Source organism: Pedobacter sp. ASV1-7 (assembly GCF_040203335.1).
Lineage (GTDB): Bacteria > Bacteroidota > Bacteroidia > Sphingobacteriales > Sphingobacteriaceae > Pedobacter.
In genome coordinates this window covers 525,931-543,517 of sequence record NZ_JBEHBV010000001.1, presented here as the reverse complement: position 1 = coordinate 543,517, position 17,587 = coordinate 525,931, and the positions used below count along the sequence as shown (strand labels likewise).

At 38.1% G+C, this 17,587-nt stretch carries 9 protein-coding genes; all 9 read right to left on the bottom strand.

The annotated features are described in order from the left end of the window. Positions 1-6: 6 nt before the first annotated feature. Positions 7-2,307 (bottom strand): aminotransferase class III-fold pyridoxal phosphate-dependent enzyme, encoded by a 2,301-nt coding sequence (locus tag ABDJ41_RS02365; protein ID WP_349784136.1) that lies wholly within the window; start codon positions 2,305-2,307, stop codon positions 7-9. After that, the gene (locus ABDJ41_RS02360; RefSeq protein ID WP_349784135.1) at positions 2,304-4,265 is read right to left on the bottom strand and encodes an MGH1-like glycoside hydrolase domain-containing protein; all 1,962 of its coding nucleotides are present in this window, start codon (positions 4,263-4,265) and stop codon (positions 2,304-2,306) included. The genes ABDJ41_RS02365 and ABDJ41_RS02360 overlap by 4 nt, the downstream gene beginning before the upstream one ends. A gap of 3 nt (positions 4,266-4,268) precedes the next feature. Next, positions 4,269-7,304 carry a glycoside hydrolase family 2 TIM barrel-domain containing protein gene (locus ABDJ41_RS02355; protein WP_349784134.1) on the bottom strand — a complete coding sequence of 1,012 codons (3,036 nt, stop codon included), beginning with the start codon at positions 7,302-7,304 and terminating at the stop codon, positions 4,269-4,271. Between the two features lie 141 nt (positions 7,305-7,445). Further along, positions 7,446-8,966: a RagB/SusD family nutrient uptake outer membrane protein gene (locus tag ABDJ41_RS02350; protein WP_349784133.1), complete on the bottom strand. Its 1,521-nt coding sequence runs from the start codon at positions 8,964-8,966 to the stop codon at positions 7,446-7,448. Positions 8,967-8,984: 18 nt separating this feature from the next. After that, positions 8,985-12,092: a SusC/RagA family TonB-linked outer membrane protein gene (locus tag ABDJ41_RS02345; RefSeq protein WP_349784132.1), complete on the bottom strand. Its 3,108-nt coding sequence runs from the start codon at positions 12,090-12,092 to the stop codon at positions 8,985-8,987. Positions 12,093-12,243: 151 nt separating this feature from the next. Next, on the bottom strand, positions 12,244-13,851 hold the full coding sequence (locus ABDJ41_RS02340; RefSeq protein ID WP_349784131.1) for a tetratricopeptide repeat protein: 1,608 nt from the start codon (positions 13,849-13,851) through the stop codon (positions 12,244-12,246). Between the two features lie 64 nt (positions 13,852-13,915). Next, positions 13,916-15,082, bottom strand: coding sequence for a sialidase family protein (locus ABDJ41_RS02335; RefSeq protein WP_349784130.1), 1,167 nt, complete (start codon positions 15,080-15,082; stop codon positions 13,916-13,918). Beyond that, complete coding sequence (locus tag ABDJ41_RS02330; RefSeq protein WP_349784129.1) at positions 15,072-15,998, bottom strand: DUF5017 domain-containing protein; 927 nt, start codon at positions 15,996-15,998, stop codon at positions 15,072-15,074. Before ABDJ41_RS02330 ends, ABDJ41_RS02335 begins: the two co-directional genes overlap by 11 nt. 11 nt (positions 15,999-16,009) lie before the next feature. Beyond that, entirely contained in the window at positions 16,010-17,584 is a 1,575-nt protein-coding gene (locus ABDJ41_RS02325; protein WP_349784128.1) for a RagB/SusD family nutrient uptake outer membrane protein, read from the bottom strand. Between the last annotated feature and the right edge of the window lie 3 nt (positions 17,585-17,587).

Here is a 17,587-nt window from a genome sequence, read left to right as displayed (position 1 = left end):
ACATTATTATAGATTGGTCAGCACTTCATCCAGATTTTTCAAGAAAGAAATTGCATTTTCAATATTGAACAACATTGGAGGCTTAATTTTTAGAACATTGTGTAATGGCCCGTCTGTACTAATGAGGAATCCACGATTTTTCATCTGCTCTACAATCTTATCAATTTCAGGAACAGCGGGCTCCAGAGTTTTCCTGTCACGAACTAATTCTGCCCCCACAAACAATCCTTTCCCCCTTACATCTCCTATAATTTCATGTTTTTCCATTAATTTTTTAAGCCCCTCAATAAGGTAATCCCCCGTTTCCTTCGCACGTTTTTGTAAGTTTTCCTGTTCAATCACTTCCATTACAGCCATACCAGTTTCCATAGATACAGGATTCCCACCATAAGTATTAAAATACTCCATTCCATTATTGAATGCAGCAGCAACTTCTTCTGTTAGCACCACCGCAGCGAGTGGATGACCATTACCAATTGGCTTTCCCAGCACCACAATATCAGGTTCAACATCCTGAAGCTCGAACCCCCAGAACCGTTCGCCTACCCTTCCAAAACCCACTTGTACCTCATCAGCAATGCATAAGCCTCCGGCGGCCCTTACGTGAGCATATACAGCCTTAAGATAACCTTCCGGTAAAGGAATCTGCCCACCAACTCCAAGCAATGTCTCACAAATAAAAGCGGCAATACCCGTTCCTTTATCTGAAAGCCTTTTAATAGTATCTGCAATATCTGCTGCATATTTTTCACCTGCCTGATCATCCCCATAGCGGTAATTTCCACGGTATAAATCCGGATTCATTCCCTTATGTATATAAGGCTGCTGCCCTGCACCACCCGGCCCGTCAAACTTATATGGACTCATCTCTATTGCTACTGTAGAAGTACCATGGTAAGCATGGTCCAATACAATAATATCTTTCTGTTTGGTGAAATGTCTGGAAATCCGGATAGCTAAGTCATTCGCTTCACTACCAGAATTACAGAAATAACAAACCTTTAATTTAGGTGGCAAACTTGATGTAATCATTTCGGCGTAATGAACCAGACTATCATGCAGGTATCTTGTATTGGTATTCAATTTTGCGAGTTGCTTTTGCATTGCCCTGACTACAACCGGATGACAATGGCCTACATGGCTCACATTATTTACACAGTCAATATAAGTATTGCCCTTATCGTCATACAGATATTGTAATGCTCCTTTGATAATCTTTAAATTCTTTTGATAACTAATACTAAGATTTGCCCCAATCAATTGCTTTCTTTCTTTCGTTAAAGCCAGATCATCAGTTTCATTTCCCAAAACCGAAGCATAACCACAGCACTTATTAAATACTTCATTTGCATGTAACGGATTAATTTTTATCCATTGATACAGAAGTTTCCAGGCATCCATCTCAGAAACAAAATGATGGCTATTATCACTTTCACTTCTTTGCCTGGCAGAAGTAATCACACTTTTACAAAGCCTGGCAGCAACTAGATAATATAAAAGGGAAAGCTCTGTTTCTGTTAAGGGATAAATACGATGATAGTTTTTCAGTAATGCAACAGCATTATCTAGTGGTTTCTCACTTTTAAACATAGCATAAGTACATGCTATTGCTACATTATTGATGAGCTCAGATTCTACCATATCACCAAAATCAATAATCCCTGTCACCGTACCGTTTTTTACCAGCACATTATAATCATTAGCATCATTGTGTATTATCGCTTTTCGTAATTGATGACGCACAGGCAAAACTTCCATTTCATACTGCAACAGAAAGTAGTCGACCATTGTTCTCTTTTCATGATCTTTAATATAGTGCAGATGCGCTTTGCAGTTTAATACCTGTGAAAGGTCCCATTCGTTAAAACGATAAGCAGCGGGATGAAAAAAATCTTCAAGACTAGCATCCATTGTAGCAAGTAAAGTCCCAAGGCTTTCAAAAACTGATAAAGGAACAGTATCCAGGTCGCCTACAAAAGTTCCTTCAAGAAAAGAAAGTACCCTGAAGCATAAAGTTGTCTCTTCTAAATATTGAACCGTAAGTCCATTTCCTGCCAGATTAAAAATTACTTCAGGTATATTGATTTTATCATGTTTACGAACCAGATGTTCCATAGCTCTGAGCTGTGCATCTAAAAAAGAAGGATCGCTGACATCTATTGATGCTTTGGCAATAAATCTTTTCCCGGATATATCTTTTACCAGGAAGTTATGATCTTCATAACCTTGGATTTTTTCAATGGAAGATATGTCCATTGCATAATATTTATGCAGCAGTTCTTGTATATATTGTTCAGACAGAATCATAGATTATTCTCTTTTATCATCATTAATAAATGTGCGGCCGACCAGCTAAAGTTCCTGGCATTTAATCCCTTTCCACTAATAGGATGATAGTTTTCACAGATAGGAGAATGTCCGGTTAAACCTTCTGCATTTTGTAACAGTTTACTTAAAAATACACCCCCTTCTTTGTGATACCCATATTTTTGCAAGCCCTTTAAACCAAAATATACCTGATCAAGCCATACCGGGCCCCTCCAATAGCCTTTTGCCGGATTAAAATCCGAGTGATCGGCAGCCAGTGTTGGAAGTGGCACTTTGGTATTAAATTTACTTTTATCCAGCATGAAATACAAAACTGATTTAGCCTGTTCAGGTACAGACAAGCCGGCCCATAAAGGGATCCAACCTTCAGGCCCCTCTGCTGTTATCCATTTTCCACTGATTAACCTATCGTAATAATACTTTTTTTCAGTATTATAAAACCGGCTATTGATCTTTTTTGCGAGTGTAATCTGTTGATTTCGCCATTGCTTTGCCTCCTGATCTAAGCTTAATGCTTCTGCAATTTTTGCCAGATATTCCTTTTCTGCGTATAAATAGGCATTCAGGTCTACTGATTCCTGATCCAGTGACCATGCGGAGTCATTATTCTTAAATAGCTGAGCCTGATCAAATCGTACAGCATTATCCATTCCGCTTTCCCATGCAGCAGCAATCCGCGTTCCATCGGTTGAGCCATACTCACATAAACCATTTTTATTATGATCCCGATTTTTGTACCACCAGTTGTGATAAAGAACCAGCTTAGGATAAATGTCTTTCAAAAACTCCAGATCATGAGATTGCTCATAGACTTTCCAGACACCCCATGTTGCAAGAGGAGGTTTGGTGTCTCTCCAGTTGTTTTCCTTTTTATCAGTATAAATGCAATCTGCAATCATTCCATGTTCATCCTGATAATCAAACATAGAAAGGATGTTGCTTTTTGCCAGTTCCCGGTTAAAATAACTTAATCCCACAGCCTGTTTCCAGCTATCCCAACTCCAGAAGCCATAAAATCCCTGGTAATTGAGCGATGGAAACACTCCATCGTGTAATAAATCCTTTGCCTTGCTTCTCCAATTGGTAATCAGAGTGATGATAGACTTTACGGCAACTTTTCTTCGCTGTGTATCTTTAGATGTCTGAACTGCTTGATTAAAATAGCTTTTCAGATAGTTATTCCATCGTTTCTCATTTTCCAGAAGCAACGTTTCAAAATCATGTGCTGCTGCTTTTGCAGCTGTCTGTGGTAATTCCAGGTCATAGCGTTCCGTTCTAGATATAGAATAGGTTTTTCCTGCCTGCAAATTGAAACTTGCTGGCTTTACCTGATAGCTATCTTTATTCAATGTAAAATTAAGTAGCTCTTTGGTTTGAAAAAGTATTTGAAAACGATGCCCATCATCAAAGCTTATATTAAGACCATTATTTTCCTCTTTCAATCTGATGTCTTTTATCAATACAATACCTTCCCATCCCAACTGCAGCTCCATTTCGCTTCCTGACAAATTGGTAATGGAGGTATAAACCATTGCTTCCCGATTTGAGATAAAGATCAGCTGCAAACTGATTTTCAAATCATTAATTTCTAATTCCTGCACCAATAAGCCTGGGTAATAATGCATAACAGCATGAGCTTTACTCAGATCTATAAGTTTGCCGGCCTTGTAAACTGAAAGTTTAGATACAGTATTTGCAAGCCATTGTCCGCGAAGGTCCATTACCATTGGCCCAATAAACGTACCATAATCTGAAGCATTTGCAGGTAAAGTATAAGCATGCCATGCACCAAGATCAGAAAACACATTAGTTTCAATTGATGTGGGAATAGTTACCTGATATCCCAGTTTTATTACATCTGGGAAATCCCTTCTTGAACTTTGTGCAAAAACATGACTCAGTACTAAACTGAATATGCATAGAAACCCATACTTCATATATCACTCCTTTGTTTTCTCTGTTAAAACTTCTTGTTTAAATATGGGGCGCAACGTAAAGGAATATTGATAATCCTGATAGGGTAAGCGATATTGCAGATGCGTTTGTGCCCCCCAGCTGTTGTCACCTCCAACCCCCATCTGCTGCAGGTCAATATTCCACCAGATCAGCTCTTCATTAATCATCGATCCGCCATGAATATTTTCTTTGGCATCTCTATCGAAATCAAGGTTCTTCATATCAAAATGTAATATTCCTGTACTTAGCTTTGATTGCGCAATGGCAATCAACCCTGCCCCGACCTTGTCTCTTAATGCAACCCAACGAACATCGGTGCGATAACCACTTTCTTGTGCACGTGGATAAGGATAAAACAATTGATCTGCCTTCATCTTATACAGATCAATATCTGATGCATAATTCCGGTCATTATAATTGTCAAATGGACCACGGCCCAACCAGGCAGCATTCTCATAATCTGCATTCAGAATAACCCTCATGCCGATCCTTTGTGGTTCAGGATGGTTTCCTTTCCCTGTTTTTAATTGATAACTGATTTCTATATCGCCATTCCCTTTTACAAGATAATTGATGTTACATGTTGCATCTACTGTTGGCAATGCATGTGAAGTTTCAACCAGGTAGTCATCAACTTTGATACTGTAACTAAATGTTTTTAATACTGATTTTTGAAATGTATCCTTCCACACTGCACTTCTGATTTGAAGGCTATTTCCTATATCATTATCTGTTGCTGCTCTCCAGAAATGAGGCTCCAAAGCTTTTTGCACAATCTCTTTTCCTTCAACCTGGTAGCTATTCATCAATCCGGTCTGCACATTAAAACCAACTGCAAAGTTTTCACCCTTAAACTGAAGCTCCTGCCCGGTCTTTTTTAGTGTTGGTTTGACATAGGCAATCTCTTTCTTCTTTTCTAGTATTTTCGGTGCAGACAGTTTAAACTGTTCTTTAGCAATCACAAAACCTGCGGGTAAAAGCTGGGTTGCCTTTCTACTGCGGAATTCCAGATTGATAAAGTATTCCACCTCCACTTCAGATTTAAAAGAGGAAACCTGTAACCTTACTTTCTTTTCTTTTCCGGGTAACACTGCTAACTTACTAACTTCCCCCTGTGCAACAATTTCAGCATTTCCCTTTATAGTCCAATATAACTTATAATCAGACAGATCGGTAAAATCAAATCTGTTCTTAATATTAAACAGGTATTTATCCAGGTCAACTGCTTCAAAAGCCACATTTTGATATACCTTTTGCAATTCATATGCCTGGGGATGAAAACTACGGTCGGCAGCTAACAGTCCATCTGCGCAAAAACTGGTATCACTGGTCAGCCCAACAATTCCCATATCCCTGCCAAACCCCCAGATTTTGTTCCCCTTTTTATCCTTTATTGCAAAAGTCTGATCAGAAAAATCCCAGATAAAGCCACCCTGTAACTGGGGGTATTTATAGATCAGATCCCAATCGTCTTTCAGGTTACCACCACTATTACCCATCATGTGTGCATATTCGCATTGAATAAGTGGTCGGTTACGCCACGTTTTTACATAATTTTCCATTACGCTGATGGATTTATACATGGGACAGAAAATATCTGAATACCGCTCATCCTTTGCCGCCTCATATTGAACGGGTCTGCTGTTATCCTGTGTTTTTAGCCAGGTATAACAGTCTTTCAGGTTGTCGCCAAAGCCACTTTCATTGCCGGTAGACCAGGTAATAATACTAGTAAAGTTTTTATCTCTTTCATACATTCGCTGTACCCTATCCAGGTATGCATTTTTCCATTCAGGCTTATCTGACAAGGTTTTTTGTGGTGTAAAACTCATTCCATCACATTCAATATTTGCTTCGTCTACCACATATAAACCATACTGATCACACAAGGAATACCAACGCTCAGAATTGGGATAATGACTGGTACGAACTGCATTGATATTCAACTCCTTCATGAGGCGGATGTCTTGTAACATATCAGCCTCAGTTATTACTTTTCCTGTTATCATGTTATGTTCATGCCGGTTTACACCCTTTATTTTAATGGGAACACCATTAACCAGAAACAGTCCGCCTTTAACCTCGACTTTCCTGAATCCCATAGGGTGAACAATAGTCTCGATTGTATTATTCTTCTGATCCAGATGGGTAATGATCAATTGATAAAGATTGGGATGTTCAGCATTCCATACTTTTATCTCCGGAATTTCTGCTTTAAAATTAAGCCTCTGTTCCGTTTTTATCTGCTGATCAGATTGAAAGACAACCCTTCCGGAATTGTCGGTAAGTTGAACTTTTAACTTTCCTCTATCGGCTTTGTTCTTTGGAATTTTATTGAATACGGTATTCAGTTCGAACAGACCATTTTTAAAGTCGGCATTCAGACTACCTTGTACTTTAAAATCTGCAAGATGAAAAACCGGCCTTGCAATGAGGTAAACACTCCGCTCTATTCCGCTCAATTTCCACATATCCTGACCTTCAAGATATGTTGCATCGCTAAAGCGAAATACCTGGATAGATACATTATTCTGCCCCACTTTTAAGGCTTTTGTGATATCGAACTCCGTTGGCGTTTTGCTATCTTTACTAAAACCCATGAATTGTCCGTTAATCCATAGATAAAAAAAAGAGTTAACAGCACCAAGATGTATAATTACCTGTTTACCCTTCCATGAAGTATCCAATATAAAATCCCGCTGATAAGAACCCACCGGATTGTAGTCTTTAGGAACAAATGGTGGATTAACCGGAATTGGATATTCTACATCGGTAAAAATATATTTATCAAAACCTTCCGTTTGCCAGTTTGCAGGTACTTTTATTTGTGTCCAGTCCTTCGTTTGCGCAGTATTTTTAAAAAAATCTAATGGTCTTAATGAAGGATTCTGTACAATTTTGAACCTCCAGATCCCATCCAGAGACATTTTAGAAGCTTCCTTTGGAATAAAGTAAGCATGTGCCGGAGCAGTATTAAAAGAGGGCTTGTATGGATTTTCCCAATCATTTTGTTGCGCCATTAAAAACTGAGGAGCAAATAAAAAACAACAGATAAGGGTTCGGAAATTTTGATAAAAATTCATCAGCAAATGATAATAGAGGTTGTATCAGAAACTCAGTATAAAACTGAATTAATGATACAACTCTGGTTACGAGAATAATTAATGTACTTGTGAATTGTTATTCACTTCCTTAAGTGGCGTTGGATAAAAAGCTTTATCAAGAGTAAACCTACGACCTGCGGTCTGCATTGCTTGTCCAAGCATACCCCAACGTCTTAAGTCATAAAACCGGCTTCCTTCAAGTGTAAATTCCATCACTCTTTCATGAACAATCTGATCAAATACGGCCTGTTTATTTCCGCCCACTCCATCTGGCAAATCTGCTCTGTTACGAACTTCATTAACGTGTGTCATGGCATTGCTACTTCCCTGTTCGTTCAATACTTCTGCATACATTAACAATACATCAGCATAGCGCATTAAAGGAAAGTTTATGGCGTTTGAAGTACCAATGCGATCGGGGGTTGCCGGAATCCATTTTCTGAATGCAATGGTCTGTGCAGCTGCACCAAATACAGCGTTGTAAGTACTTCCATAAACCTGAGGACTTGCGGCATCGTTAAAATAAGGATCGTTAAAATAAATGCTCTGGTAAACTCTCTTATCATAAGTTCCATTTGCGATTTTACCTTCTTTAAGCAATTCTGTAAGCAAACGAGGTGTACCATAAATTTCACCATACCCACCAAGCTCAGATGCCGCAACCCAATCGCTCAGGTATGAACGGTAAACGGCACCACTGGTTGCATCAGCTGTTTGCTGGAGTTCAAACACCGATTCAATACTATTTCGGGTAACTCCGTTAAACATATTTCCAAAATCAGGATCTAACTTGTATTCTTTTGAAATGATTACTTTATTTAACCAGTTCCCCGCTTCAGTATAATAAGCAGCAGCACCGGTTTTATCATCACCTGCACGGTAAAGGTATACCTTACCTAAATAACCCTGAGCAGCGCCTTTGGTAACGCGGCCAAGCTCTGCTCCTGCTCGTTCAGAACGTAACGGAAGATCAGGCTCAGCCTCTTTCAGGTCTTTTAATATAAATTCATAGACATCTGCACGTGATGAAAATGGTTTAGCAAGATCTGCATCAGATGTAGGAACTTTATCCCTGATGATAACCTGATTAAAGTTATTGAGCAATTTAAAATGATAATAAGCTCTTAAAAATTTAGCCTCTGCAATGATTTGCTTTTTACTAACGTCATCAATCACAGCATTGTCCATTTTACCAACATTCTCAATTACTTGATTTGAGAAGTTGATGCCTTTATAATTCTCTCTCCATAGTAGGTCAATTGCATAATTCCCTGATGTAAAATCAAAATTATAATGCTCTGTCCACCATGGGTAATTAAAAGCATCTGCCCCCGGGACAACATAATCTTCCCGGTAAAATTCTCGTACAGAACGAGCTTCAACATAATTATCCCAGCCAACAAAACCTTCCAGTTGTGAATAGGCTGCGGCCAATCCGGAAAGGGCGCGATCTTTATTAGTCCAGAAATTATCTACAGTTAACTGATCCGGAACCTGCTGGTCCAGTTCACTTTTCTTACATCCTGCAACTGCAAGCAATACGATGTATATTCCTATATATAGTTTATTTGCTTTCATCTTTAGAAAATTGTTGGATTAAAATGTCAATTGAACACCCGCCAGTACTCGCTTATTTTGCGGGTACAACATCCGGTCTACCCCTGTATCCAGAGCACTAAAGGTTCCAACTTCAGGATCAAGTCCTGAGTACTTAGTAAGGGTAAGCAGGTTTTGTCCGCTTAGATAAACCCTCAACTTTGAAACCTTGATTTTCTTTAATACATCCTGAGGGATGGTATAACCTAGCTGAACAAGTTTTAATCTTAAATAAGCTCCACTTTCCAGAAACCTTGTGGACTCTCGTGCATTTCTGTTGGGATCTCCGAGCACCGCACGTGGCATATCGGTCCCGGTATTTTGTGGAGTCCATGCTGATAACGTACTGGTTAAAAAGTTTCTTCCGGCATCCATTCCTTCCAGTTCAAAGCGATTTCCGTTATAAAGTTTATTTCCCCCCACACCTTGCCAGAAAAGAGACAAATCAAAGTTCTTAAATGAAACCCCCATATTTAAGCTGTATTCATATTTAGCAAAACCAGATCCCTGATATGTTTTGTCATCTTCATCTATTACACCATCTCCATTTGCATCTCTGAAACGCACATCACCTGCACGAGCTTCTGGTTGCAATGCATCTCCTGCTGCATTTTTATAATTAGCAGCTTCGGCATCTGTCTGGAACAATCCATCAGCTTCATACAAGTAAAATGCACCAATCTCTTTCCCAACCATAGTTTGGGTAGGAATATGATCGGTTCCAAATCTTAACCCCGTACCAAAAAGCACCTGATTCGGATTGGCCAGACTAACGACCTTGTTTTTTAACAGGCTAAAAGCACCACCTAAATCGAAACGCCAGTCATTGCGGTTAAATTTATAGTTTGCTTCAAGTTCCAGACCTTTATTTGAAATCTTTCCTACGTTCAGAATAGGATCTTCTAAACCTGCTGAAGGTGGAACCTCCTTAGTAATCAAAAGACCATCGGTAATATTCTCAAAATAATTTAAAGCTCCCGATACTGAGCCTCCGAACAATCCGAAGTCAAGACCAAGGTTTTTAGACTTTATGGTTTCCCACTGCAAATCCCGGTTTAACAATGTGTAACTAGCTGAACCCGGCCATGGAGTAGCCCCTGTCCCCTGTACATAGCCACCACTCCAGTTATTAACAGTTTTTATCAATGCCTGGTGGTCATAATAACCTAAAGCACCTTCATTACCCAGCTCTCCATAACTTGCTCTGATTTTCAGGTTACTAAGCCAGTTTACGTCTTTTAAGAAGTTTTCCCTGTGTATGTTCCAGCCAACAGATACAGAAGGAAAGACCCCATATCTTCTATCTTCACCAAATACTGAGGAACCGTCGCGACGAACTGAAACCTGTAATAAGTATTTGTCATCATAAGCATAATTTAACCTGGCCAATGTAGACAAACGTACATATTTATTATTTGAGCCATCTGCATTGAAAGTACCCCCTAAACCAGCTCTAATGGTGTTGAAATCTGGATTGGCAAAACCTCCTGGCACTTCTGTCTCAACTAGCTTACCGTTTACAACCGTCCTGATAATCGTCTTCCCATCTACAGATGCACTTAAAAACCGATTGGTTTTTTCTTGTGCAGTATAGCCTGCAAGTAGTTTAATGCTATGTTTATCAATATTCAGATCATAGTTTAATAAATGTTCCATTAAGCGCTCTTTGTAATTAGAGCTGCGGTTATATACGTAAGGATACGCTATCAGAGGATCATTTGCATTAGACCTAAACGGAGGATTATGCTGATAATCATCTGTTTGAGCATTGATATAGCTTAAGTTACTTGTATAGCTTAATCCTTTATAAAGTTTAAGGTTAATGCTGATATTTCCGGACAAGTACCTTGTTCTGGAATCTGCATCCATGAAATGGTCTGTTCCTATAGGATTTTGAAATTTAGGCAAACCATCTATTGTTAATGCATACCCATATTTTTCACTGGCATCAAAAACCGGTAATAGTGGCGATTGAAAGTAACTATCTTTCAGATTAAATTTAGCTGCTTCAGTAATTGTTTCTGTGTAGACGATATTACTACTTACTTTAAGGATCCCTTTAGTGAAATCGTTTCTTGACTTTATTGATTTTTTATTAAAGTTGGAACCAATAAAAGTGCCTTTATCGTCGGTGAGGTCGCCGGTTAATGCATATGTCAGATAATCTCCACCACCACTTAATCCTATATTATAGTTCTGTGAAATGCCTTTCCTATTGATCAGATCCTGCCAATTGGTATTGACAGTACTGCTTTTTGTAATATATTCAGGAAAAGTAGCTGGATCCACATCAGCATTTGTATACATCATGTTATGGAGCTTTTTGTACCCATCGGCATCTAAGAAATTGTACTTACCAGTAGGCGTAACAGAACTGTAAGCGGCAGAGAAGTCGATTACAGGCGCTCCCTTTGCTCCCCTTTTAGTGGTGATCAGAATGACACCATTGGCGCTATTTGATCCATAGATAGATGCAGCAGCACCATCTTTCAGGACTTCTACAGAAGCCACATCATTGCTACTCAGATAATATGGATCACCTGGCACACCATCAATGATATACAAAGGCTGATGAGAACCAAATGTTCCTATACCTCTTAATCGTACGTCCGATGACTGACCTGGATTTCCGCCAGGACTACTCACTGATAGTCCTGCAACTCTTCCCTGCAATGCATTAACAGGATTGCTTGATGCAACTTCATTTAGTTTCTCGCCACTCACCGAGGTTACAGCACTGGTTAAATTGCTCCTCTTCTGAGTGCCATAACCAATAACAACCACTTCTTCCAGCCCCTGCATATCCATCAATAAGTTTACCTTAATGTCTTTACCCGGGCTAACAATTATCTCCTGAGTTTTAAAACCAATGGCTGAAAAAACAAGAACATCATTTGCTGAAGCTTTTATTACAAAATGTCCTGAGGCATCAGACACTGTAGAGGTTATACCTCCTTTTACTTTAATATTGATGCCGGCCATTGGCTGATCTATCTCATTTAATACCTGCCCTTTGACCTGATTATTCTGAGCCAGGGTTTCGCTTGTAATGAACAAAAGAAGCAGTCCAAAAAGAAAGTGAATTGGCCATCGTAAATTTTTAATCATAATATTTGGTTTAAAGTTGATTAATTTCAGACCTGGCGATCTGGTTGGTTACTCAAACCTAATATTAACCTATGATAAAAACTATTTCAGCTACCCCTACATCAGATGAAATTTACCCCTACACCACCTCTACAAACAGCCTCATCATTACTTAAAAGGCTTTTAGAAAATCATTGAGGCTGTCATTAGTCGACAACTCAAAATGCTTTCTTAATCGATAACGGGCCATCTCTACAGACTTATCAGAAATATTATTTAATGAGGCGATTTCTTTTATAGATAAGTTAAGTCTGATCTGCGCACATAATCGTCTCTCATTTTGGGTAAGCTTTGGGAACTTTTGCTGAAGGTTATAGAAGAAATCCTGATACTTGGTTTCGATCTGTAAATTGAAATCCTCAATATATTTTTCACTGTTCATGTCGTATCGAAATTTATTGACCAGTTTATGTAAACGTGGTATAAGATCTTCTCCACCGCTTTTTTCAAGTACAATTAGTTCTTCTATAAAATTACTGATGACTTCATTCTTATGCGTCATATACATGGAGTAATTTTTTAATTCGCCATGATTAAACTCCAGTTTATTGCTCAACAACTGCTGTTTCATTTCTGCCAACTCAGCATTCTTCCTTTGTCTGCTGCGGAGTTTATTATAGAGAAGGAAACCTATGATAACCAACAAGACTACAATGATGCCTAAAGTATTACGCTGATATGATTTTAAACTCTTTTCCAGGTTTAATTCTTTTATTTGTTGTTCCTTCTCCTGGGTTTCCCGCTTCATGGTAAGCGTCAGTAATGCATTGATCTTATTTTGGGATAAAAGATCTTCCCTTACGCTGTTGTATTTCTGAATATATTCATAAGCATGTTTATAATCACCCCTAACCTGATATAGTTGGGAGAATATTTTATAATAGTCTAATAAATTTTCCTTTTTAGAATTGGAAGTTGACCTTTCGATATATACAAATGCCTTATTAAGGGAGGCTTCGGCATCCTGATAACGGCCAAGTCTTAGAAGGGAGTAAGCCATTTGATTTTGTATTTCTGCGAGTGAAAGTAGCTCCTTTGTTGAATGCTTCAGTGCCAGCTGAAAATATTGAATAGCCTGCTTATAATCACTAGCATTGTTACTGCTAATTCCAAGATTGTTATAAGCAGCACTAATCAATGCTTCTTTATTGTATTTTTTTGCAAGAGCCAGAACCTGGTTAAAATATTCAGCAGCTTTCTTAAACTCATTCATCAGCTGATAGGTTAACCCTATTCCATTTAAAGAAACAGATGCTTTCTCTTCATACCCGGCCTTTTTGTATAAATTATAAGCCATGGTATGGTATTTTAAAGAAAGCTCAGCATTTCCTACATCGTAATACGTCCAACCAAGAACAGTATAAGTTGCTCCGATCTGTTCTATTGTACCTTTTCCTTTATAGATTTCTAATGCATTGAAACCATACTCAAGAGCGAGCTCATAAATATCATTGTATAAATACCCTTCAGCCAAAACAACCAGAGCTTCCGCCTGTTGTGTTTTAAGTTTATTTTCATAGGCCATCAGGTATGCTTTATAGGCATAAGCGATGGCCTGATTTGTAGCATCCCTATTTAGCTTTTTAGCTGTTTTAGTTAAAACGCTTATTTTCTCTATTATTGAATCCTGTTTATTAAGTCCTTCAAACTCTAAATCAGGGGCACCAAAACAGATAGTACAAAAAAAGAAGACGGAGAGGAAACAACTTATTTTTAGCATTTACGGTTAATTTCTTGCATTCAAATACAAGGTAAATAAACTAAAGATAATCCTAAGGCAATATCTATTTTTCCTTTGCTATTTTTCTAAAATTCTTAATGCGATGAAAAGTTAAATAATTGCTGTTGTGATAATCGTTAGCACCTCCATGCCCATCATCAAATGCAGTTCTTGACAAGGCTATAATATCATTACCTTCAATCAACCAATTAGCATACTGAAAACCATGATGATTATAATCTTCATTTTGAATAATGAGGTTATTGACGTTCCAATTTTTAAGATCAGTAGAAGAACACAATGCCAATGTATTACGAATTCGATCCAACTGTTTGATCCCTCTGTATTTCTCAGGAACATAGTTAGTTAAAGCCCAGTACTTTTTTGACTTTTTATCATAGCGGATTGTAAACTTCTTACTCCCTCCCGGAAAATCTATAAATCCATTTTCAGGGTCGAAAGAGGCTACATTACCATCAGCACTAACTTTAGTAACTGCAGCATATTCCTTATGTTGATCCAAAGTATGAACTCTTAAAATATTTAAAAGTTCCCCTTTGGGTGACACCACTGCATTGCCTTCCAACCAGCCCATAAACTGACCATTAAGATAAGTACTATCCTGTTCTAAGAGGTTGCTTTTTGTCCAGTTTTTTGATTGTAGCAGATCATCATTCTTTTTGATAGATATGGTTAGGGCTTTATAAGTACCCGGCCATTTCTTTGGCGAGCTTGAATCTTCTATCGATCGCCACAAACGATCATTATGAGCAACAATAGGTGTTGGTGCGGCATGATATTTACCCTTTAAGATTAAGCCATTGTTCTCATCTGTAGGACTGGTCCAGGTAAAACCACCATCTGTAGATTTCCTGATTACAAGATTGCCATTGGCTTTTACAGGACCAATAAAATAGACAGCTCCCTGATGTACAAAAAGCTCTGACCAAAACTGATCTAAATGTGCGATATCTTTCCAGGTCTTTCCTTTATCATCAGAACGATAAATGACAGATTGATTTTCTCCGGTTTGCTTTCCAAAAAAATCATGACTAGCCAGATAACTGCCATCAGGTAATATGCATAAACCAGGAGAACCTATATACGATTTACCCACAGCATTTTTATAGGCCACAATTGTTCCCGGAACCTTATTTTGTGCTACTGTTATCTCCCCGTAAAAAAGGCAGATTAACAGAGCAATAAATGGTTTAATTTGATTAGTCTTCAATGATTATCTTTATTTGTTTAATGATTTCTTTTCTACCTTCTATATTTTGATTGATTGCCTTAAAAACCACGTTGTAAGTCCCTGCTTTAGTAAAAGTTTTAGCATAAGATTTTGGCATCTTTTCCGCAAGGTTTTTAACCCCAATTGCCAGGTCTGGCCCCATATCAATACTTGGGGTAATGTTAATTGGCACACTTACTACCCAATCCTCTGTATTTTCTGCCGCATAAGCTGTTCCGGTACTCTGTCTTAGTGTCATTTGGCTGGCTTCTAATGATGCCCTATTCGGCATTTTATTCGGCGTTGAAAATAAATTCCAATTAGCAATAGTATGCGTAAAAACAGATGTTTCACCAAGATCATTTGAAGCCAATAGTTTAAAGTTGCGTACCCTATTTAAATTACCTGTACCATACAGATTCTGGTTTCTAACGGTATGTTTAACAGCGAGATAAATGGTTTCTGGATTTTGAAGATCCAGGTATTCAGATATATCACCAAAACCACTATTCACCCAGGCTCTATTATCGGCAGGGGTTGCCAACCTGAACTTACTGGAAACATCAATCCAGTTAGCCTGGTTTACACCATTCATCGAATAATCTTTATTGAAATCCTTAGACATTAGAATCGCAATTTGATTCGTTTGTGTGCCATCTAGCGTATGCGTATCAAAGTTGATCAAAAATTTTGAAGTCATGATTCTCCCATCGGTGTAATCATAATCATTACCTATGGTTCCGCTAAATATCGAGATGATGTCTACATCTCCTGTAAAGTTAAAATCTACCTGTTCATTTACTTTATAAGTTGTTTTCTCTGTTGTTACATTAAATTCAGGCGACTTCACGTCATCCAATTTCTTACATGCAAATGCCGATACAATCAACATAGTACATAATATTGCTTTCTTCATTTCGATTGCTTTTAATATCCTGGGTTTTGGATTAATTTTGGATTAACGCCAATTTCATAACTCGGAATTGGCCAAAGTATATCTCTGTCTGATGCATTAGTAAAATATGCCTGAGCCCTTACAATGCTGGAATATGCCGGTGTTACCTTTGAATCTGCCAAACTCTCTTTCATTTTTTTTGTGAGTATTCCCCATCTTACCAAATCGGCTTTTCTCATGTTCTCAAAAGCTAATTCCCGGGTTCTTTCTAATTGAATCTGCCCTAAAAAGGTTCCATGATCAAGTCCGGTTAAATCACATATAGTATTTGGTGTAAATTGATTGCCCCCGTATCCTCTCCTTCTTACCCTATTTATTGCATCATAAGCATCCTGAGTTGGTCCATCATTAATTTCATTCTCCGCTTCAGCAAACATCAGCAATACATCCGAAAAGCGAATTATTGGATAATTTTGTGGAGTACGACTGGCATGTTTTGGTTTAAGAATTTCAGACTCTCGTCTAAACTTTCCAATAAATTTATTAAAATGATATCCCGCTGCAACATTAGTCGGTGTAGCAGGATTACCAGAACTATAAGTAAATGGTGATATAGCCCAATCTCTTCTTAAATCCCCTGTTTCGAAAGCTTTATTGACATATGCAGTAGTCTGCAAATAAGCAAAAGCTTGCCCTATATCGGTATCGTTACTGTTTTGTATGCCATTTACAGACCCAACAAAACCTCCTAGATTGGCATAAATACCTATTCCATTACCAAAAAACTCCAATTCGAAAATACTTTCTCCTATGTCATATTTATCTGTAGCATAATTTACAAATACTTGCTGATAACTAGGATTAAGTGTATGAACTGAAACTCCCATTACTTTCTTTGCCCATTTTCTGGCTTCCTGATATTGCGTTTTATCATTTAAAGGATTACCGGCCATATACAAACATACCCTGGCCAACATGCCATAAACTGCCGATTTGTTTACTCTACCTCCATTGCCTATAGCAGTAATATCCTGTACCAGTTCCGACGAGGTAGTCATATCTGTTACAATCTGTTGATATACAATTTTCGCATCAGTTCTAGGAACTTGTAAACCTTCGATATCAGAATTTTTTATAGACTTTAGTATTAATGGGACTCCTCCAAAATTTGATACTAGTTGAAAATAAAAATAAGCTCTGAGAAATAGGGTTTCACCTTTAATAATATCTCTCTTGTTCTGGGGTACACTTGTCGCTTTATCTATATTAGCGAGCAGTTTATTTGCCCTTTCTATTCCCGCATAATAGTCTCTCCAAAAATTTAAAATTTTAGTGTCGTTTGGAGAGGTCGCATAGTCGGCTACATCATTTTGGTCCCTGTAATTATAGACCTCATCTGCGTCTAGCCCCATGCGTCCCAAATTATTCAAGAATGTTCCTCCTTTAATAAAGGTAGAATACACTCCTGTTAAAGCCGTTTGTAACTCAGCTTCTGTATTATAATATTGCTCCGGGGCTAGTGAGTCTTTAGGTTCTACATCTAAAAAGCCACTGCATGAGCTTAAGCTTATCGTAATTATTGCTGTTAAGATCTTAATGTATTTCATTGC